An 18,478-nucleotide genomic window follows, 5' to 3' on the forward strand; every position below is an offset into this window, starting at 1 on the left:
CGTCATTGATACTGTTGCATACAGCGTTTAATGTGGCACAAAGTTAAGAAAGATAAACGAGATTGAAAAAGCTAAATCGCAGGGGTCCTGCCTCCATCTACTCTGATATTGGTTCCAGTCACATAAGAGGCTGCGGGAGAAGCGAGGAAGGCCACCACATTGGCGATTTCTTCCGCCTGTCCGAATCTAGCCATGGGGATGCTGGAAATCATACTTTTTTGAATCGTTTCCACGTTCGTTTCCTGACTTGCAGCCGTACTTTCAATTAAACTGCCCAGTCTGGCGGTATCTGTTAATCCTGGCAAAATGTTGTTGACCGTGATCTGGTAGACACCTACTTCATTAGACAAGGTTTTAGCCCAGGAAGCAACAGCCGCTCTGATGGTATTGGAAACACCAAGATTTGGCAATGGTGTTTTGATAGAAGTAGAAATGATATTGATGATCCTGCCGTAGCCTAATTTTTTCATTCCTGGCAGTACAGCCGTAGCCAGTAGATGATTGCCTACCAGGTGCTGCTGAAAGGCGGCTTCAAAGTCTTCAGGACTGGCTTTGGTAATCGGACCTGCTTTTGGACCTCCGGTATTGTTGATTAAAATAGCAATAGGGTGATTGCTGGTAAGGTGGTGAATGGCATCTGATAACTGCTGCTTTTGAGAGAAATCGGCGATAGCATAGCTGTGCTGCTGTTGTCCATTTTGAGCCAGCTGTTCCAATGCCGCCTTTAATCCATCTTCATTTCTGGCCATCAGGATACAATTGGCACCCAGACTTGCTAAAACTTTTGCCGTCGCCAATCCAATGCCCTGAGTACTACCGCAGATTAAAGCGTATTTTCCTTTTAATGAAATGTCCATGATGCTATTTTATATTTAAAATTATAGAAAATTTATGAGGTAACAATGTTTTTATGCTGTTGTTGAGTGATTGGAATATTGTTAAGTTTGCCTTCGTCATTATAAATCAGCGGGTGATTTGTGAGACGGAATAAATTTAAATACAAAAAATGACCAAAATTTCTATGAAACCAGTGCTATTGGCGGCAGGCCTTTTATTTAGCGCAGGTAGTGGATTTGCTCAGGATAACCTGGTAAATGCACTAAGCAATAACCACAGTACAGATAGTAAAAATAGCTTCACTTTTACCCCGGTAATCAATGCAGAAGCGACTTCTGTAAAGAACCAACAGTCTTCAGGAACATGCTGGAGCTATAGTACCAATTCTTTCTTAGAATCAGAAATGATTCGCGCAGGTAAAAAACCAGTAGATCTTGCTGATATTTTTACTGCACGTAATGTTTATGTTGAAAAAGGAATCAACTATGTACGTATGCATGGTGCCTTAACTTTAGGGGATGGCGGTGCTTGTCATGATGTGATCAATATGTTTGCTTTGTATGGTGCAATGCCGCAATCTGCTTATGACGGTAGAAACTACGGTACAGCAGCTAATAAATCTGACGACATGAACAAGTTGACTAAAGCGATTCTTGATAAAGCAGTAAATGCACCTTCAGGAAAGTTTGATCCAACCTGGAAAACTAAATATATCTCTACTATTGATTCTTGTCTAGGTGCTGTTCCAGAGAAATTCACATTTGAAGGAAAAGAATATACGCCTAAGACTTTCGCTAAAGAAGTAGTAGGTATTAACCCAGCTGATTATGTAGAACTTTCTTCTTTCACTACTGCTCCTTACTATACTAAAACGGTATTAATGGTGCCAGACAACTGGTCTTACGATCAGGTTTATAATGTACAGATGGACGACATTACAAAAGTGATCGACAATGCATTGAAAAAAGGATATACAGTTGCATGGGCTACAGACGTAAGTGAAAAAGGCTTTAGCTGGAAAAATGGTGTTGCCTTTGTTCCGGAAAAAGATTTTGAAGATATGTCTAAAGAAGAACGCGCTACGATGTTTAATGGTCCTAAACCAGAGAAAGAAATCACAGTAGAGATGCGTCAGGCAGCTTTCGATAACTACCAGACTACGGATGATCACGGTATGCAGATTACAGGTATCGCTAAAGATCAAAATGGTAAAGAATATTACATCGTGAAAAACTCATGGGGTGTAACGAACGATTATAAAGGGTACTTATACGTGAGCAAGAACTTTGTGAAATACAAAACCACTGCTTTCTTATTAAACAAAAAAGGTCTTCCTTCAGATATTCGTAAGAAATTAAGTCTTTAATTCCATAAAGATAGAAGAGAAAGGCGGCTCCATAATCTGGACCGCCTTTTTTATTTTCTGAACATTTACTGAGATTGGTTGTTGAATTTATATTTAAAGTGAGATTTATGAAGGTGTTTATAACTAGGATCATTCCTGAAGAAGGTCGGCAATTATTGGAAGAAGCAGGAATTGAAATCCAGGAGTGGAAGGAGAAAAGGGCATTGACCCGAGAGGAACTGATTGCCTATTGCAAGCAAAGTGATGCCTTGTTGAGTGTGAGTACAAAGCTGGATGCGTCATTTCTACAGGCTTGTTCCCATTTGAAAGTAATTGCTTTACACTCGGTAGGCTTTGACCACGTAGCCATAGATACTGCAACTTCCTTAAATATTCCTATCGGAAATACACCCGGTGTATTGAGTGCTGCAACAGCAGATACCGCCTTTTTATTGATGCTGGCCACTTCTAGAAAAGCATTTTACTTGCATAAAACCATCGAAAAGGGAGAATGGGGATTCTTTGATCCTACCGCTAATCTGGGTATAGAACTTAGGGGAAAGACACTTGGCGTTTTCGGACTGGGGAAAATTGGTTTAGAGATGGCCAGGTGCTGTAAAGCTGCATTCGGTATGAAAATCATCTACCACAACAGATCCCGAAATGAATCCGCAGAACAAGAACTAGGCGCAGAATGGGTATCCTTCGAAACCTTGCTGCAGCAAAGCGATGTCCTTACCGTGCATACCGCCTTAACCCAGGAAACAGCAGGGAAGTTTGACTGGGCTGCATTTAACGTGATGAAGCCCTCCGCGATCTTTATCAATACCGCAAGAGGGGCGATCCATCAGGAAGAGGATCTGCTAAAGGCGCTGATGGAAGGAAAGATCTGGGGCGCAGGATTGGACGTCACCAACCCTGAACCCATGAGACCCGACCATCCGCTATTGCAAATGCCCAATGTTGCTGTACTGCCGCATATTGGTTCCGCCACCGAAGAAACCCGTGCCGCCATGTCTGTTTTAGCAGCTAGAAATGTCATTGCAGGTTTAAAAGGAGAACGGATTCCTTTTCCGGTAAATCCAGAAGTCTATAAGTGATTTCTGGTCACCTTACCCTTGACCAGAAATATACGTTTGATGGCCTTTCGCTGAAGAACGGTATCTCCCATATAATCCGGATTTAAGGAACGCAGTATAATCTGATCGGGATCCTGATGCTCAAAAAGCAGCTTTACTGTGGTGATGTTGTTAGAAACTTCATCTGTGACCATCAGGTAAGCTTCTCCCCATTGAATGACCTCCCTGTTTTTAATCTCCTTGACAATAATGATTTCTCCATTGCTGAATTTAGGATACATACTATCCCCATAAACAGGGAGGTAAGCATCGCAGTCATTAAAAGGAAGGTAATTGACGTAGTATTCCGGAGGTTCCTGAAATACATTGAGGTCTCCTACCGTAATCTCCCCAAGGTTTACATTAAAATAAGGTACGCCTTCTTCTACCTGCGGTAGATGTTCATCTGAATCTGCCGACCTTAAAAACATCTCACCCATTCCTGTATTTAAATACCTTGGATTGATTTTATGGTAATCAATGAGGTCTTTCGACAATCTTTTCCCAATATTTCTTCTTCCGCTTTCTATAGAAGAACAATTCCCAATGTGTTTGGTAATCGGATGATAGAATTGTATCAGGGTCATTTGTTTCGCATAACGGATTTCTCTGAGCCTGGCGCCAGCCTGGTCGCTCTCTGAATAAATGTTTTTCCTCATAGCTTTAATTTTTATGCATATTAATTTTTGTTACGATTAATTATACGTAAGATTGTGTTAATTATTTAGCTAATATAATATTTTAAAGTTTACATTTTGTACTATAAATTAATTAAATGTATTATGAGAAGAAGATATGATATGTTGGCAGTACCTGGATTCAGGTATCTGGAAGACGAAGAATTAGAAAATCCACTATTAGTGGTCGAAGAATTTTTTGAAGCAACAGACCTGGAATTATTCAGACAGGAACTCAGGCTGTTTTTTGCACTGGCCTTTAGTAATAAGGTTTATAAAACTGGTAAATTATATGAACCTGCCAGGCAGGCTACCATTCATCAGCGCATCACGCGCTTTTTGGAAATGGCCTGGCTGATCCTGAGCAATGACCGGATTGATTTGTCCATGAAAGCGGGAGATCCCTTGTTCCAGGTTTCCGGAATGTGGAGAAGAAAAGGTTTTATAGAAGTTGGTAAAAGAATGAAAGATGACAAAATGAAGTATTGCCGGGTATTAGAAGACGAAGAGATCAACAATGTGAAACTGGTATTTGAACAACTCTTCCAATATCAATCCTTAGCCGCATGGCAGGATGAGCTGGATATGCTGCTGTTCTATAGCCTTGGAGATACTCCTATGTCTGATGAATGTGAAAATGGTCAGGTATCCTATCCGATGCACGAGCTTCTGGAGCGGTTATTGGAAACAGTTCATGTCATGTATGAACTTCGCATTAAAGGAGATGAGGGATGGAAAGTACTGCCTATAGATGTCGAATTTCAGAACAAGGATTATCGGTTTTTTCCACCCCATTTGATCATGAGTATTGTTCAGCAACATGGACTGATACCTGTTTAAGTTGATATGAATTGCCTAGGCTATCCTTATGGCCTCGGCAATTCTTACTTATAAGGTTTTTAGAATCCGTAAGACAATCGGAATCCATGGTTGACTCTTTTATTGCCGTCATAAGCAAAGCCGTAAGCGGCTCTAAAGATGAGGCGCTGCAGTCCGAAGTAAAACTCTGTATAGTTTCTTTTTAATGGCTGGCTCAGGTAACTTACCCCCACCAGTTCTTCCAGTTTTAACTTACGAAGGATCGGTATTTTACTACTGAACCTTCCGGAGAAGTTATGTTCAAAATGAGCCTCGAAATATTCGCGGTCGGTACTGAACAGATAAAAATCCAGAAATAGGAATTTTCTCATATTCGGTACGCTAAACAAAGAATTGTTACCGCTGAAATGTTTAAACTCCGGATAATACACCTGATTGTTATTTAGGAATTTACCAGCGCCAATCACAATGGAAGAGTAGCCCCATAGTCCGGAACTAATCCTGTTTTGAAAAATTTCAGCGGAGATGAGGTCAAAATCTACATCACTGCTCATGATACCCTTGATGCCTTTTTTATAGGATAAACTAAAGGTTGGGTATTTCGACTCCAGGTAGATTTTACGATCGGGCATCGTCATATAATTTTGCCCAAATGTATATTTTAAAGAGGCATCAACACTGAAAGATTCATAGGTAGGGAACAAGGGGGTCTCTGTTTCAGGGGTGAAAGGATTGTTGGACGTGAATTCCTCCGCTTTCAAATCTCTGATTTTAAAACTAGTGGTATTGACTAGGTTGTAGTTTTTGCTGTAATTTACTTTTAAACTACCCATTAAACCATTGGCCAGCTCTCTCTCTGTTCCGATGTTTACAAATTCTTTCTTGTAAAATTTCGAGAAGTTGGTTTCAAAAAGGAGGGAGTTGAAGGAGTTTCCTATCAAACTCATACTGCCAAGATTGTTCAAATCGAAGATTCCAGATCCGCCGCTGGCAGTAATGCTGGCACGTTTAACCGCATCATAGTAATATGTTCCACTAATTGATGCAGTGAGTTCTTTGTTGGATAAGCCATAACGTACCTCTGGTCTGATTTGGTAATACTCACCATATTCCAGACGTTTCGTATATGTAATACCATATCGCATCCCAAAACCTTCTACCGTATTGTAAAATAAAGCCGGTAAGATCGGGTCAAACCTTAAACTCTTTCTGTCGTAACGGTTGTTTAGGGTGTAACCACCAATCAATAGCTTAAACGGCCCCGGTTTATTATTCGCTTTTTCTACAGAATCCAGGTAATGTTTGGAAGTTTTTAAGGCAGCAAGGCTGTCTTTTCTGACGTAATCGCGACTTTCATCCTGGGTAAGAGGAATAGGCCTGTTATTTAACCAAAACAAAGAGTCTTTCTTGTTGACTGCCTTGGTGACTTTTAAAATCTCCCCGTTAAAGAAATTTTTAGGGAATTTAGGGTGGATATCATAGTTGCTGTACACCCCCACATAATAACCTTCAAATTTAAAGCCCAATACATTCCCATTAAATTGGAAGTTGATATTGGAAGGCATGTAGGCCTGCTCGACTTTCAGGAATTGCTGGGAGATTTTTAGGGTGTCTATTAAATTGATGCCTGAACTTTTGGTCAGGTATACATCCGCATTGACTAAATGCCAATTGTCATCAATAATATAAATGGTACCATGGAAAACAGGATCATGGTCTCTTTTAGGGATAACTTCGATCTTGTTCACGGTTTTTCCGTTTTCAATCACCACACCCAATAATTTATATTTATAAAAAGAAAGGGCATTATCGGCGATAGGAGATACAAAACCACGTGTGCTAAGTGTATTTTCAAGTAAAATGTTTTGATAGAAATTAATGATTAGATCTGAAGCTTTATTGAAACTGAAGGCATTGTTTCTGCCGGCTACCTTGGAAGAAATCATTTCTTCATGTATTTTATCTGGCAGTTCGAAAGAGAACAAAGAAGTAGATTCTGACAAATAAAGGATTCCTTTTCTATTGGTATCCAGGTTCAGTGTTTTTTGAATGTCTCTGCCGAAGAATTTCTTTGGTGCACCTACAAGCTTTTGAACACCTTTAATGTAAACATCAGCGGTATAAGCCGGGACTTCCCTGAGGTGCTGTTTTCTTTTTTTGATGGCCTGACGGATAATTTCGTAAGCAGGATCCTCTGCATTTCCATCAATGGTGACACCGGATAAGCTATAGGATTCCTGGGTTAAAATCACGTTTTCCAGGGTTTCTTCGCTAATGGTGATGTTTTTCTCTACCGCCTTATAACCAATCGCTTTGTAGACAATCGTAAAGCTGCCTTTATTTAAAGCAAGCGCATAAATACCATCTACATTTGCAGAAGTACCTTTTGTTGTGTTTTTGACATATACAGAAGCAAAAGGAACGACATCCCCATTTGTATCTTTAATATTCCCTTTTAATTTGAATTCCTGAGCAAACAGGGCGCTGGCTGCGACAAGTATCAGTAAAAGCGTAAGTTGGATTCTCTTCATAAATGGATTAATGCCTAAATATCGGATATGTATTCCTAGTTAACAGCAAATTTTTGTTAAAGTTTGTTAATGGGTATTGCACAAGGTTGTTCAGGTAAGACGATATTTTTATAACTTTGGTTGCAACAAGCAAATAATAGTATGTATAAAACATTACAACCTGTTCTTCAACAAGAATTGGAGCAAATAGAAAAAGACGGTTTATTTAAACGTGAACGTGTGATTGTTACCCCACAAGGTGCAGATATCAAAATTAGTACTGGCCAAGAAGTAATCAACTTCTGTGCTAATAACTACTTAGGTTTATCTTCTGATCCACGTGTAACGGAGGCAGCTAAGAAAGCCATCGATAAATATGGCTACGGAATGTCTTCAGTACGTTTCATCTGTGGTACTCAGGATGTACATAAAGAGCTGGAAGAGAAATTATCTAAATTCTTAGGTACACAAGATACCATTTTATATGCTGCGGCTTTTGATGCAAATGGTGGTGTTTTTGAACCTTTGCTAAATGATCAGGATGCCATCATCTCTGATGAATTGAACCACGCTTCTATTATTGACGGGGTACGTTTATGTAAAGCAAAACGTTTCAGGTATAAAAATGCGGATATGGCTGATCTGGAAGCACAATTAATTGCTGCTAAAGATGCAAGACACCGTATCATCGTGACTGATGGTGCTTTTTCTATGGACGGAGTGATCGCTCCATTGGATAAAATCTGTGATTTAGCAGATAAATATGAAGCATTGGTGATGATTGATGAATCACACTGTACAGGTTTTATCGGAAAAACTGGTCGTGGAACACACGAGCATTTTAACGTGATGGACAGAGTAGACATCATTACAGGTACCTTAGGTAAGGCTTTGGGTGGTGCATCCGGAGGATTTACTGCTGGTAAAAAAGAAATTATTGACATGTTACGTCAGCGTTCACGTCCATATTTATTCTCTAACACTTTGGCTCCGGCAATTGCTGGTGCTTCTGTTGCAGTATTAGATATGTTAAGTGAAACCACTGATTTAAGAGATAAATTAGAAAGCAACACGGTTTATTTCCGTAAGAAAATGACTGAAGCTGGTTTCGATATCAAAGAAGGTGTTCACCCAATTGTTCCGGTGATGCTTTATGATGCAAAATTAGCACAGGAATTTGCTGCTAAAATGCTCGAAGAAGGCATTTATGTAGTTGGTTTTTACTATCCGGTAGTAGCGCAGGGCAAGGCGAGAATCCGCGTACAGCTTTCTGCTGCTCATGAGCAACACCATTTAGATAAAGCAATTGCAGCATTTACCAAAGTAGGTAAAGCACTTGGTGTGATCTAAAACATTAACGCTGAGTCCAATTTCTACTCGGACATCACGTTCAAGTTGATTTTTGGACTCAGCGATTATAAAAATATTATATAAATAGCTGTATATTTGGCCTCATGTTACAAGAGAAGATAACACAATATACAGCTGAAATAAATGCGTTTTCTACGGATAACGCGGATGAATTAGAGCAATTCCGAATCAAGTTCCTTGGTACAAAAGGAATCATCAAAGATATTTTCGATGAGTTTAAGGCGGTTTCACCTGAGGAAAAAAGAGTCCTGGGTAAAGTTTTAAATGAGTTTAAGCAATTAGCGGAAGCTAAATATCAAATGCTTAAAGATCAAACTGAAGTAGCCGATACGACTAAGGATCTGGGTTTAGATCTGACCTTACCTGGTGAAGGTTTTGAAATTGGTGCCCGTCATCCACTGGCATTGGTGAGAAGAGAGATCGTCGAAATTTTTAACAAATTAGGTTTTATTGTAGCTGAAGGTCCCGAGATTGAGGACGATTGGCATAACTTCTCTGCACTAAATTTTCCTGAAGAGCATCCAGCACGTGATATGCAGGATACTTTCTTTATTAAGAAAGGTGGAGAAAAGGGAGATATCGCTTTGCGTACCCATACCTCTTCCGTTCAGGTGAGAATGATGGAAGAAGGAAAACCACCGTTCAGAGCGATTATGCCAGGCCGTGTATATCGTAATGAAGCAATTTCGGCAAGAGCACACTGTTTCTTCCACCAGATAGAAGGTTTGTATGTGGATGAAAATGTTTCCTTCGCAGATTTAAAACAAACGTTATTCTATTTTGTACAGGAATTGTATGGTGAAGGTACAAAAGTTCGTTTCCGTCCTTCTTATTTCCCTTTTACAGAGCCTTCTGCTGAGATGGATATTTCTTGTACCATTTGTAAAGGTGCCGGATGTCAGCTGTGTAAGCAAAGTGGTTGGGTAGAGATTCTCGGCTGCGGTATGGTAGATCCGAATGTATTGGAAAACTGTGGCATCGATTCAAAGAAATTTAGCGGTTTCGCTTTCGGAATGGGAATTGAACGTGTAGCTAACCTGAAATTTGAAATCAAAGATTTGAGGTTGTTCTCTGAGAATGACGCTCGCTTTTTGAAACAATATAAAACATCGTTGATATAACTTAAATGATTAAAAAGATAACCTGCGCATTTGTAGTTTTACTGCTCTTTATAGGTTGTGGGAAGGATGAAGGAATGTACATTCCTAATGTCCTTGTCAACTTCCAGATCACAGAAGCAGAGTTTAGCATCAAAGCAACGGACAATATCTTATTAGTCGACAATCAGGGAGTTGCAGGTTTGATGATCATTAAACTTGCTCCTAGCAGCTATGTGGCCTTTGATCGCTGTAGTTCAGTAAATCCTGAACAGCGCTGTAAAGTAGTTCCGGATGATAATTTGATTACGGCAACTGATCCATGCAGCGGTGCTAAATTTTTACTGCTTGACGGCAGTCCGCAGAAAGCGCCGGCTGTACGTTATTTAAAGGTATATCGCACCTCTGTTGGAAGCGGTGGAAGGATAAATGTATCTAATTGATGGAACCAGAGAAAATAAAAGAAAGCATAATCAGGGCTGCAAAGGAGTTATTCAGAAAATATGGTTATCACAAAACAAGTGTTAACGAAATTGCGAAAAAAGCCAGAATTGCTAAAGCTACCATATATAAGTATTTCGAGAGTAAAGAACAGGTTTTAGATGCAATCTTAATGGATTATCTGGATTTAAACCTCCATGAAATCCTAAAGAATAAAGCACAGTTTTCTAATGAAGAAGAGCATTTGACGGCATTGGTGATGAAAACCTGCAGGCTAACCTATACTGTTTGTAATGAATTTATTGGCTGGGACTTTGTAAGGGAGAACGCGAATTCTCAAGAGTTTTTAAAACACTTGTCGGATCAATTAGAATCTCTATTGCTGTCTGCTTACCTGGAACTGGATCATTTCAAAAATAATCCTTCACGTAAAGAAGGGCTGGCTTTCTTATTGAAAGCAAGTAAAAGCATCGTGTTTTCATTTGCCTTTACTTCAGTAAGTGATTCTGATGTGAGAAAGAACTTTGTCAGTTTCCAAAAAGAACTGCTGCCTTTTCTGGTAAAAGCAGCACTGTAAACTATTGGGAATTTTCCATGATATTGAAAACCTCCTGAAAGCTCAGGAGGTTTTTTTTGCAGTAAAATTGTAAATTCTACTTGAATTCGAGCATCATTTTGCTAAAAGGGGAGGAGGAATACTACAATAAGTCCGATCTCTTCCCGACCAGTACCCGACCACTATCCCATTTGTTAATTCAATTGCTGAATATTAGTATTCAGCAATTGCAGGATGATCCTAAATCTTAAAATAAATTGCTTTAATCCATACACCAAACCTTAAAACAATCTTTACAAATTGATAACGTATACCGTATTGGTATTCGGTACAGAAATGCTTAACTTAGCGAAGTTATCAACTTGTAAGACAATGAGTAAAGAGGTTTTAGAGATTTCTGTTTTGGTTGATGAGAAGTTTGATATGAGCTTTGACCTGGTTGAAGGCATCTTTGGTTTTATCCTTCGTGTTTTTGATAAGTAAAAGATAATATTGAGTTTTCTTGTTGAATAGGCTTTAAAAGCCTCATAGAAATCCCTATGTCCTGAAATTCCGTTTTTGCTTCCTGACCATTCCCGCTGCTTAATTAAGAACAGATCTACCTGATCATCATTGAAAAACATTTACAACGCAATGAAAAAAAACTTAAATTTGCGGCATAATGAGTAGAAATAGAAAATCCGGAACGGTAACCATTATCCCCAATTTAAGTATTATTGATATTGCCGAAGAAGGCAAGGGAGTAGGTAAAGCAGATGAGTTAGTGATATTTGTGGATAAAGCCGTACCTGGCGATGTCGTTGATGTTCGTATCGTAAAAAAGAAAAAGAATTTCGCTGAGGCCGTAATTGAGGCTATACATGTAAAATCTGAGTTGAGAACAGAGGCATTTTGCCAGCATTTTGGTACTTGTGGTGGCTGTAAATGGCAGCACATGGACTATAGTGCCCAATTGACATTTAAACAGAAAAATGTAGAAGCCGCTTTGCAAAGACTGGCTAAAATTGATATCTCCGCTATGGAGCCGATTTTAGGATCAGCAGAGAACAAATACTATAGAAACAAATTAGAATATACCTTTTCAAATAAACGCTGGTTAAATAAGGCAGATATGCCGGTAATTGCAGATGTTGAAGTTCCAGTTGATGAAAATGCTGCAGTTGAAGAAATAGCTGCTCCTGAAAAGGCAGAAATGGAAATGAATGCTTTAGGTTTCCACGTTCCCCTGCGTTTTGACAAAATATTAGACATTGAGCATTGCTATTTACAGGCAGAACCTTCTAATACTTTAAGAAATAAAGTGAGAAGTTATGCTTTGGAAAATGGAATTAGCTTCTATGATCTGCGTAACCATGAAGGTGCTTTAAGAAACCTGATCATCCGTACTTCCTCTACAGGTGAGGTGATGGTAGTGGTGGTGTTCGCTTATGTGGAACAAGTACAGGTGGATGGTATGATGGAATACCTGAAAGTTAACTTCCCGGAGGTGACTTCTCTTTTATACATCATCAACCAAAAGAAAAATGATACCATTTTCGATCAGGAAGTCATTACTTACGCAGGTAGAGATCACATATTTGAAGAAATGAACGGACTGAAATTTAAAATCGGTGCAAAGTCATTCTATCAGACAAACTCTATGCAAGCCCTGGAATTGTATAAGATTACTAAAGAATTTGCTGGTTTCAGTGGAGATGAATTGGTTTACGATTTATATACAGGTGCAGGAACGATTGCCAACTTTGTTGCAGGTAGCGTAAAGCAGGTCATTGGTGTTGAATATGTGCCTACTGCAATTGAAGATGCTAAATTCAACTCGAATTTAAATGGAATCAACAATACCACCTTTTACGCTGGTGATATGAAAGATATTTTAACAACTGATTTTATTGCAGCACATGGTAAACCTGATGTGGTGATCACAGATCCACCAAGAGCAGGGATGCATGCAGATGTAGTGGCTCGATTGTTAGAGATGGAAGCAGAAAAAATCGTGTATGTGAGCTGTAATGCGGCTACCCAGGCAAGAGATTTAGCGCTGTTAAAAGAGAAATATGAGGTAATACGCATCAAGCCTGTAGATATGTTCCCACATACACAGCATGTTGAAAACGTTGTATTATTAAAATTTACCGGTCTGACTACTGTGGAAGTAGCGGATGCTAATTAGATAAAAATGGATATTGAAGAGTTGTTGCCTCTGCAGGACCCTGAAGAAGGTAAAAAAGAGGATAAAAAGAAAGTAAGTCCATTGGTGAGTTTAGAAAAGGACCTGGAATTGTATTCAGATTCGATCAAAGAGGTGTCCATTGCGATCCTTAATGAGGGGATTTCTACACATCCAATCTTTGTTGCGCACCAGCATACCGTATCAATAGGAGAGATGATCCTGGACAGAACGGAGTTAAATACCGACTGGACCATTCAGGCTTCCACTTTAGATGAGTTCGTGCAAAAAGGGATTATCAACCCTGAGAAGAAAGCACTATTCTTGAAAAGCTATAAAAAACCACAAGAATTTATGTGTGTATTTGTGATTGTTCCGGAAGGAGCAAACTTCATTTATTACCCATATAAGAAATAAAAGACCATAAAAAATCCCTACCAGGTATTACCTGTGTAGGGATAAACTAAAAACTAATGGTCTAAATTATTTTACATGAATAACATCTCCGCTTTTTGAGCTAGAGGTCTTATTCAACGCTGCATTTCCTTTATAATGGATATCACTGCCGCCACTCGCACTTGCTTCTAATCCTTTGTTTACATATACATTCGCATCTGAACCACCACTGGAAGTTACTTTTGCGTAGTCACTGATCAGCTGGTAAGCGTGTACATCACTGCCGCCACTGCTCACTATAATCATATTTTTTACTGTTCCTTTAAGTTTGGCATCTGACCCGCCACTTGTAGTTACTTCCAGATCATCAGCCTGGATGTCTAAAGAAAGGTCGGCGCCACCGGAAGCACGCAGGCTTAATTTTGGTGTTTTAATGGTATTCTGACTATAAACATCACTGCCGCCGCTAGCGGTAATGGCTTTTAATGTTTTATAGTTCACATAAACTTTGACGCTTTGTCCTTTGAACTTCCTTCCCCAGCCCTGGTTGTCTTTATATTTGATGTTTAACCCTGAGCCATTCTTCTCAACTACCACATTTTTTAAAATCTCTTCATGGCCAGTCAGTTTAATGTTCTCAGAATTACTCTGGGTAAGATAAAGGTCTATTCCGCTGGAAACAGTAATTTCATTGTAATTCGTTAATGGGATATTTTTGTCTTGCTGCGCTTTCGCAGGGATAGTAAATAGGGAAAAAGCAAAAAGTACAGGTAATGCTGATTTAAATAGTAAGGTGCTTTTCATGGGATTTCTGATTTGGTTACATTGATTAGACACCATTCCTGCCTAAACGTTGCAGGATTTGGAATTTATTTTTTAAATATTTGAATATACCCCTTAAAATCGTTCTTTTTGTAGTATAAACTAGTAAATAACAAATGGCAGAATCTCAATTGCTTATTCTTGACAAGAAGCAGATACAACAAAAGATTAATAGGATTGCTTACCAGATACTGGAAGATAACCTGAATGAGAAGGAAATTGTATTGGCTGGAATATGGGATCGAGGGTATAAAGTGGCCCTGCGACTAAAGAAAGTATTGGCTAAGATTTCAGACCTGAAAATTACCATGTTGAAAATTGAGCTGGATCGCTTAAATAGCAAACTGGTTGCCAATACGGATCTTGATGAGAGCCATTGGAAAAATAAAGTGATCATCTTAGTTGATGATGTACTCAATAGTGGTAAAACATTGGCTTATGGCTTAGGTGTTTTCCTGAATACCCCGCATAAAAAGATCAGAACCGTTGTATTGGTAGATAGAAGCCATAAAATATTTCCTATTGCAACGGATTTTGTTGGTTTACAGATGGCTACCGTTTTAAAGGAGCATGTAGATGTAGTGATTGATGTAGCAGGAGAAGAGGATCGCGTTTATTTAAGTTAATCTTGGATTTAAGGCATATTTTTCTCATTTTAGAGAGATGTACCCGTCCCGCAAAAGCAAGTTAATTTTTCAATTCTTTTCCTGGTATAGCGCTTATATCATAAAAAAGGATTTTTCAAGCTATACTTACGACCGGCTGGAGGTGAAGGAGGACGAGGCGATATTGCTCCTCGCCAATCATTTTAGCTGGTGGGATGGTTTCCTGATGTTTCAATTGAATAAGGTAGTTTTTAAGAAAGAATTCCATGTGCTGGTCAGCGAAGAAGATTATCAGCGGCGATGGTATTTAAAATACCTCGGTGCTTTTGCTTCCAAAGTGAAGGGGAAAGATGTGGTAAAAACACTGGCTTATGCCGGACAGCTATTAGATGATCCTCAAAACTTAGTGCTTTTATTTCCGCAGGGTAAGCTTTACACCAGTTATGTGAGCAATATCTCTTTTGAAAAAGGAGTGATGCAATTGATCAATGCTTCAAAGAAAAAGTTTCAAGTAGTATTTTCTGCCACATTTACCGATTATTTTGACAAAAGAAAGCCAATGGCCAAAAGTTACCTCTGTACCTGGGTGGCGGAAGAATATATCAGCTTGCAGCTGCTGAAAAGAGAATACAACAAACATTACAATGGGGCCATTCATAGACAAAGCAAAAAGTCTGCATGATTTTTTTTCTTTATATCGTACTCGTCTTTTTAGTCCTTCGTTTTTCAGTTACGCTGTTTAATTTTCTTTCCAACCCTAAAATTGGGAATTATGGCAGGTCTTTTACAGACAAAGTGCTGATCATCATAAAAGTCAAGCAGTCTGAAGAAGAAGCAGCGCAATTGATCGCTAGTATCTCCGCACAGGATTATAAAAATTATGAGATTCTCATTCAGCGGATCCATCGCCCGGATGTGATAGCTGCCGTTAATGGTGCTTACTTTCTATTTCTAGATGCCAATACTTTAATTCAAAGAGGATTTATTAACAGTCTGATTTATCGGACTACTGTATTCAAACTCGCTATGCTGAGTGTCATTCCTACGCCTCGAATTTCTGGATTTATCGCCAACTGTATTTATCCGCTGACTGATTTTGTGTTGTTGAATTTATTCCCTTTAAGGTTAGTCCGACTGCTGAAACATCCTTCATTTTCAATGGTAAATGGCGCCTGTTTATTCTTTGATGCGGATGTTTATCGCCAATACGAATGGGATGATACCCTTAAATATTCCAATCAGGGTGCCCTGGAAATGATGAAAATGGTAAAGCAGGAAAAGTTAAATGCAGAACTGCTGCTGGGAAACAAGTTGATTGATCTGGAAGAAAGCAAGGCAGATATGACTGATCTTTCCAGACGCCTGATGCTTAATTTTAATCAGCAGCCCATTGTTGCTTTAGCTTATCTGATACTGGTGGTCGGCGGTCCAATTGCGATGGCGCTAACTTTAGCCCCGGTATTTCTGCTGCTGCCCTATGGCCTGATCTTTTTATCAAGAATGATGATTGCTTATTTGACGGCCCAAAAACCTATTCCTTCTGTCTTGTACCATCCATTACAAATGATCAGTTTAACCTGGCTGGTGATGAACCAATGCTGGAACAGCTTTCTTGCTGTATTTAAGTCTAAGAATTAGCATATCAGACCCCAGAAATAGCATATCAAACTCTTTTTATGTAATTTTGTAACTGTATGTGGTTACTTATTAAATAATTTATGGGATACGATTTAGCCGTCACAATAGATAAAGCATCAGGATTTTGTTTCGGGGTAGTATATGCAATCGATATGGCTGAGGATATTTTAGACCATGAGGATTATTTGTATTGCCTCGGCGACATTGTGCATAACGATGAAGAGGTGAAGCGATTAACCGCTAAAGGACTTCGTATCATTGATCATGAGCAGCTGCAAACCTTGAAAAATGAAAAGGTTTTGATCAGAGCACATGGAGAAGCACCTTCGACTTATCAGCTGGCAATGGAAAATAACCTGATCCTCATTGATGCTTCTTGTCCGGTAGTATTAAAACTGCAGAACAGGATTAAAAATTCGCATGATGACGACGAGCAGATTCTGATTTTCGGAAAACATGGCCATGCGGAGGTAATTGGTTTGCAAGGACAAACAGATGGGAAAGCCATCGTATTCCAGGATCTTGCAGAATTGGATGATGTAGATTTACCTTCAAAATTCACTTTGTACAGTCAGACAACCAAAAGCACAGATAAATTCTACCACATCAAAGATCAGCTGCTCAGCAGGGGATATGAAGTGAAAGCAAATGATACGATTTGTCGCCAGGTCTCTAATCGTTATGGAGATTTAGAAAAATTCGTGGTTGATTTTGATAAGATCATCTTTGTATCCGGAAAAAAATCTTCCAATGGAAAGGTTCTGTACGATGTCTGTAAAAAATACAATCCCAATGCCTACTTTATTTCAAATGTGGAAGAACTCGACCAAAGTTGGTTTGCCGCAAATGATAAGGTCGGGATTTGTGGAGCCACCTCTACGCCAATGTGGCTAATGGAGCAAGTAAAATCAACTTTAGAATCTTATTAATACAATATTACATCATAAAAAAGTAATTATTGGTTTTACCAGTAGAGATACCGGGTTATAATCATTTGATTAATTATTTTTGCTAAAATTATGGGAAAAAAGGGCATACTGCTAGTTAATTTAGGAACTCCGGATAGTCCGGAAGTAAGTGATGTACGGACATATCTTGATGAGTTTTTGATGGATGAGCGCGTGATTGATATCAACGCTTTTCAGAGAACATTATTGGTGAAAGGAATTATCGTTCCTTTCCGCAGCCCTAAAACTTCTAAATTATATAAGGAGATCTGGGATGAAAATGGATCGCCTTTATTGTATTACAGCAAAATCCAGGCAGCGATGCTTCAGGAGAAACTTGGCGATGGATATCAGGTTGAATTGGCCATGCGTTACCAAAATCCTTCTATTGCTTCAGGTCTGGACAGACTAAAAGCGGGATTGGTAGAAAGCATTCAAGTGATTCCTTTGTTCCCGCAATATGCCTCTGCAAGTACAGGTTCGGTGATCCAAAAGGTGATGGAACTAGTGAGCAAATGGCAAACGGTTCCACCAATCAGCTTTATCAACTCTTTCCATGATAATGAATTGATGATTGATACTTTCGCTGAAAACGCGCAAAAGTATCAACCGGAAAGTTATGATCAGATCTTATTTAGTTTCCATGGCTTGCCAGAAAGACAATTAAAGAAATGTGACCATACCGGTCAGCATTGCCTAAAAAAAGACGATTGCTGCAGTACCTTAACCGATGTGAACAAGTTTTGCTATTCTGCACAGTGTCATGATACTGCCAGACTGATCGCTAAAAGATTGAACATTCCTGCTGAAAAATATTCAGTATGTTTCCAATCGAGATTAGGAAAGGAGCCTTGGGTGCAGCCTTATACCAGCGATGTTTTAAAAGAACTTGCGGAAAAAGGGAAGAAGAGGCTGTTGGTATTCTGTCCGGCCTTTGTGGCAGATTGCTTAGAAACACTTTACGAAGTAAGTGTAGAATACCATGAGGAATTCAGAGCCCTTGGCGGTGAAGAAGTTCAGTTGGTGGCTAGCTTAAATGACGATCCTAAATTTATTGAAGCACTGGTTGAAATGGTGAAACCATCCTAAGCATTGCTTCATAACTGATAAAAACAATAGTTTCTGATAAAGA

General features: G+C 39.1%; 19 protein-coding genes. 15 read left to right on the forward strand and 4 right to left on the reverse strand.

The annotated features are described in order from the left end of the window. Window positions 1-71: 71 nt before the first annotated feature. Window positions 72-857, reverse strand: a complete 786-nt coding sequence (locus K7X70_RS03740) for an SDR family oxidoreductase (RefSeq protein WP_222535790.1) — start codon at window positions 855-857, stop codon at window positions 72-74. Between the two features lie 149 nt (window positions 858-1,006). Between K7X70_RS03740 and K7X70_RS03745 the strand changes: the two genes are divergently transcribed. Together K7X70_RS03745 and K7X70_RS03750 are read left to right on the forward strand one after the other, a co-directional pair. Then, window positions 1,007-2,203, forward strand: coding sequence for a C1 family peptidase (locus K7X70_RS03745; protein WP_255606887.1), 1,197 nt, complete (start codon window positions 1,007-1,009; stop codon window positions 2,201-2,203). Window positions 2,204-2,310: 107 nt separating this feature from the next. Further along, on the forward strand, window positions 2,311-3,282 hold the full coding sequence (locus K7X70_RS03750; protein ID WP_222535791.1) for a 2-hydroxyacid dehydrogenase: 972 nt from the start codon (window positions 2,311-2,313) through the stop codon (window positions 3,280-3,282). Here the strand turns inward: K7X70_RS03750 and K7X70_RS03755 are convergent. Continuing rightward, window positions 3,273-3,959 carry a S24 family peptidase gene (locus tag K7X70_RS03755; protein ID WP_222535792.1) on the reverse strand — a complete coding sequence of 229 codons (687 nt, stop codon included), beginning with the start codon at window positions 3,957-3,959 and terminating at the stop codon, window positions 3,273-3,275. The two genes, K7X70_RS03750 and K7X70_RS03755, sit on opposite strands and share 10 nt — an antisense overlap. A gap of 123 nt (window positions 3,960-4,082) precedes the next feature. On the opposite strand from K7X70_RS03755, the gene K7X70_RS03760 reads away from it, so the two are divergent. Next, window positions 4,083-4,817, forward strand: a complete 735-nt coding sequence (locus K7X70_RS03760) for a hypothetical protein (protein ID WP_222535793.1) — start codon at window positions 4,083-4,085, stop codon at window positions 4,815-4,817. Window positions 4,818-4,876: 59 nt separating this feature from the next. Here K7X70_RS03760 and K7X70_RS03765 read toward each other — a convergent pair whose 3' ends face one another. Further along, entirely contained in the window at window positions 4,877-7,327 is a 2,451-nt protein-coding gene (locus K7X70_RS03765) for a DUF5686 and carboxypeptidase regulatory-like domain-containing protein (RefSeq protein ID WP_222535794.1), read from the reverse strand. A 141-nt stretch (window positions 7,328-7,468) separates the two neighbouring features. Between K7X70_RS03765 and kbl the strand changes: the two genes are divergently transcribed. From kbl to K7X70_RS03800, 7 genes are all read left to right on the forward strand, one after another. Next, on the forward strand, window positions 7,469-8,656 hold the full coding sequence (gene kbl / locus K7X70_RS03770) for a glycine C-acetyltransferase (protein ID WP_222535795.1): 1,188 nt from the start codon (window positions 7,469-7,471) through the stop codon (window positions 8,654-8,656). A gap of 104 nt (window positions 8,657-8,760) precedes the next feature. Then, window positions 8,761-9,798, forward strand: coding sequence for a phenylalanine--tRNA ligase subunit alpha (gene pheS, locus K7X70_RS03775; RefSeq protein ID WP_222535796.1), 1,038 nt, complete (start codon window positions 8,761-8,763; stop codon window positions 9,796-9,798). Between the two features lie 5 nt (window positions 9,799-9,803). Further along, window positions 9,804-10,217 carry a Rieske (2Fe-2S) protein gene (locus tag K7X70_RS03780; RefSeq protein ID WP_222535797.1) on the forward strand — a complete coding sequence of 138 codons (414 nt, stop codon included), beginning with the start codon at window positions 9,804-9,806 and terminating at the stop codon, window positions 10,215-10,217. Continuing rightward, window positions 10,217-10,792: a TetR/AcrR family transcriptional regulator gene (locus K7X70_RS03785; protein WP_062546894.1), complete on the forward strand. Its 576-nt coding sequence runs from the start codon at window positions 10,217-10,219 to the stop codon at window positions 10,790-10,792. The genes K7X70_RS03780 and K7X70_RS03785 overlap by 1 nt, the downstream gene beginning before the upstream one ends. 279 nt (window positions 10,793-11,071) lie before the next feature. Next, entirely contained in the window at window positions 11,072-11,254 is a 183-nt protein-coding gene (locus tag K7X70_RS24370; RefSeq protein ID WP_255606889.1) for a hypothetical protein, read from the forward strand. Window positions 11,255-11,432: 178 nt separating this feature from the next. Next, window positions 11,433-12,941: a 23S rRNA (uracil(1939)-C(5))-methyltransferase RlmD gene (gene rlmD, locus K7X70_RS03795; RefSeq protein ID WP_222535798.1), complete on the forward strand. Its 1,509-nt coding sequence runs from the start codon at window positions 11,433-11,435 to the stop codon at window positions 12,939-12,941. Between the two features lie 6 nt (window positions 12,942-12,947). Continuing rightward, a complete protein-coding gene (locus K7X70_RS03800; RefSeq protein WP_062546896.1) occupies window positions 12,948-13,355 on the forward strand; it encodes a hypothetical protein in 408 nt (135 codons plus the stop codon). A gap of 66 nt (window positions 13,356-13,421) precedes the next feature. Here the strand turns inward: K7X70_RS03800 and K7X70_RS03805 are convergent, their stop codons facing one another. Beyond that, window positions 13,422-14,138 (reverse strand): head GIN domain-containing protein, encoded by a 717-nt coding sequence (locus K7X70_RS03805; protein WP_222535799.1) that lies wholly within the window; start codon window positions 14,136-14,138, stop codon window positions 13,422-13,424. A gap of 134 nt (window positions 14,139-14,272) precedes the next feature. Between K7X70_RS03805 and K7X70_RS03810 the strand changes: the two genes are divergently transcribed. The 5 genes from K7X70_RS03810 to hemH all read left to right on the forward strand — a co-directional run bounded on the left by K7X70_RS03810 (window position 14,273) and on the right by hemH (window position 18,435). Next, on the forward strand, window positions 14,273-14,782 hold the full coding sequence (locus K7X70_RS03810) for a phosphoribosyltransferase family protein (protein WP_062546897.1): 510 nt from the start codon (window positions 14,273-14,275) through the stop codon (window positions 14,780-14,782). 37 nt (window positions 14,783-14,819) lie between these two features. Further along, window positions 14,820-15,443 carry a 1-acyl-sn-glycerol-3-phosphate acyltransferase gene (locus tag K7X70_RS03815; RefSeq protein ID WP_222535800.1) on the forward strand — a complete coding sequence of 208 codons (624 nt, stop codon included), beginning with the start codon at window positions 14,820-14,822 and terminating at the stop codon, window positions 15,441-15,443. After that, window positions 15,440-16,399, forward strand: a complete 960-nt coding sequence (locus K7X70_RS03820) for a glycosyltransferase family 2 protein (protein ID WP_222535801.1) — start codon at window positions 15,440-15,442, stop codon at window positions 16,397-16,399. Before K7X70_RS03815 ends, K7X70_RS03820 begins: the two co-directional genes overlap by 4 nt. A gap of 80 nt (window positions 16,400-16,479) precedes the next feature. Next, a complete protein-coding gene (locus K7X70_RS03825) occupies window positions 16,480-17,328 on the forward strand; it encodes a 4-hydroxy-3-methylbut-2-enyl diphosphate reductase (protein ID WP_222535802.1) in 849 nt (282 codons plus the stop codon). 90 nt (window positions 17,329-17,418) lie between these two features. Further along, a complete protein-coding gene (gene hemH, locus K7X70_RS03830; RefSeq protein WP_222535803.1) occupies window positions 17,419-18,435 on the forward strand; it encodes a ferrochelatase in 1,017 nt (338 codons plus the stop codon). Window positions 18,436-18,478: the final 43 nt, after the last annotated feature.

The organism is Pedobacter polysacchareus (assembly GCF_019802255.1).
In the GTDB taxonomy this organism is placed as follows: Bacteria; Bacteroidota; Bacteroidia; order Sphingobacteriales; family Sphingobacteriaceae; genus Pedobacter; species Pedobacter polysacchareus.

Coding starts and splice junctions, on each gene's coding strand:
- K7X70_RS03740 (WP_222535790.1), bottom strand. CDS start 857: ATGGACATTTCATTAAAAGGAAAATACGCTTTAATCTGCGGTAGTACT.
- K7X70_RS03745 (WP_255606887.1), top strand. CDS start 1,007: ATGACCAAAATTTCTATGAAACCAGTGCTATTGGCGGCAGGCCTTTTA.
- K7X70_RS03750 (WP_222535791.1), top strand. CDS start 2,311: ATGAAGGTGTTTATAACTAGGATCATTCCTGAAGAAGGTCGGCAATTA.
- K7X70_RS03755 (WP_222535792.1), bottom strand. CDS start 3,959: ATGAGGAAAAACATTTATTCAGAGAGCGACCAGGCTGGCGCCAGGCTC.
- K7X70_RS03760 (WP_222535793.1), top strand. CDS start 4,083: ATGAGAAGAAGATATGATATGTTGGCAGTACCTGGATTCAGGTATCTG.
- K7X70_RS03765 (WP_222535794.1), bottom strand. CDS start 7,327: ATGAAGAGAATCCAACTTACGCTTTTACTGATACTTGTCGCAGCCAGC.
- kbl (WP_222535795.1), top strand. CDS start 7,469: ATGTATAAAACATTACAACCTGTTCTTCAACAAGAATTGGAGCAAATA.
- pheS (WP_222535796.1), top strand. CDS start 8,761: ATGTTACAAGAGAAGATAACACAATATACAGCTGAAATAAATGCGTTT.
- K7X70_RS03780 (WP_222535797.1), top strand. CDS start 9,804: ATGATTAAAAAGATAACCTGCGCATTTGTAGTTTTACTGCTCTTTATA.
- K7X70_RS03785 (WP_062546894.1), top strand. CDS start 10,217: ATGGAACCAGAGAAAATAAAAGAAAGCATAATCAGGGCTGCAAAGGAG.
- rlmD (WP_222535798.1), top strand. CDS start 11,433: ATGAGTAGAAATAGAAAATCCGGAACGGTAACCATTATCCCCAATTTA.
- K7X70_RS03800 (WP_062546896.1), top strand. CDS start 12,948: ATGGATATTGAAGAGTTGTTGCCTCTGCAGGACCCTGAAGAAGGTAAA.
- K7X70_RS03805 (WP_222535799.1), bottom strand. CDS start 14,138: ATGAAAAGCACCTTACTATTTAAATCAGCATTACCTGTACTTTTTGCT.
- K7X70_RS03810 (WP_062546897.1), top strand. CDS start 14,273: ATGGCAGAATCTCAATTGCTTATTCTTGACAAGAAGCAGATACAACAA.
- K7X70_RS03815 (WP_222535800.1), top strand. CDS start 14,820: ATGTACCCGTCCCGCAAAAGCAAGTTAATTTTTCAATTCTTTTCCTGG.
- K7X70_RS03820 (WP_222535801.1), top strand. CDS start 15,440: ATGATTTTTTTTCTTTATATCGTACTCGTCTTTTTAGTCCTTCGTTTT.
- K7X70_RS03825 (WP_222535802.1), top strand. CDS start 16,480: ATGGGATACGATTTAGCCGTCACAATAGATAAAGCATCAGGATTTTGT.
- hemH (WP_222535803.1), top strand. CDS start 17,419: ATGGGAAAAAAGGGCATACTGCTAGTTAATTTAGGAACTCCGGATAGT.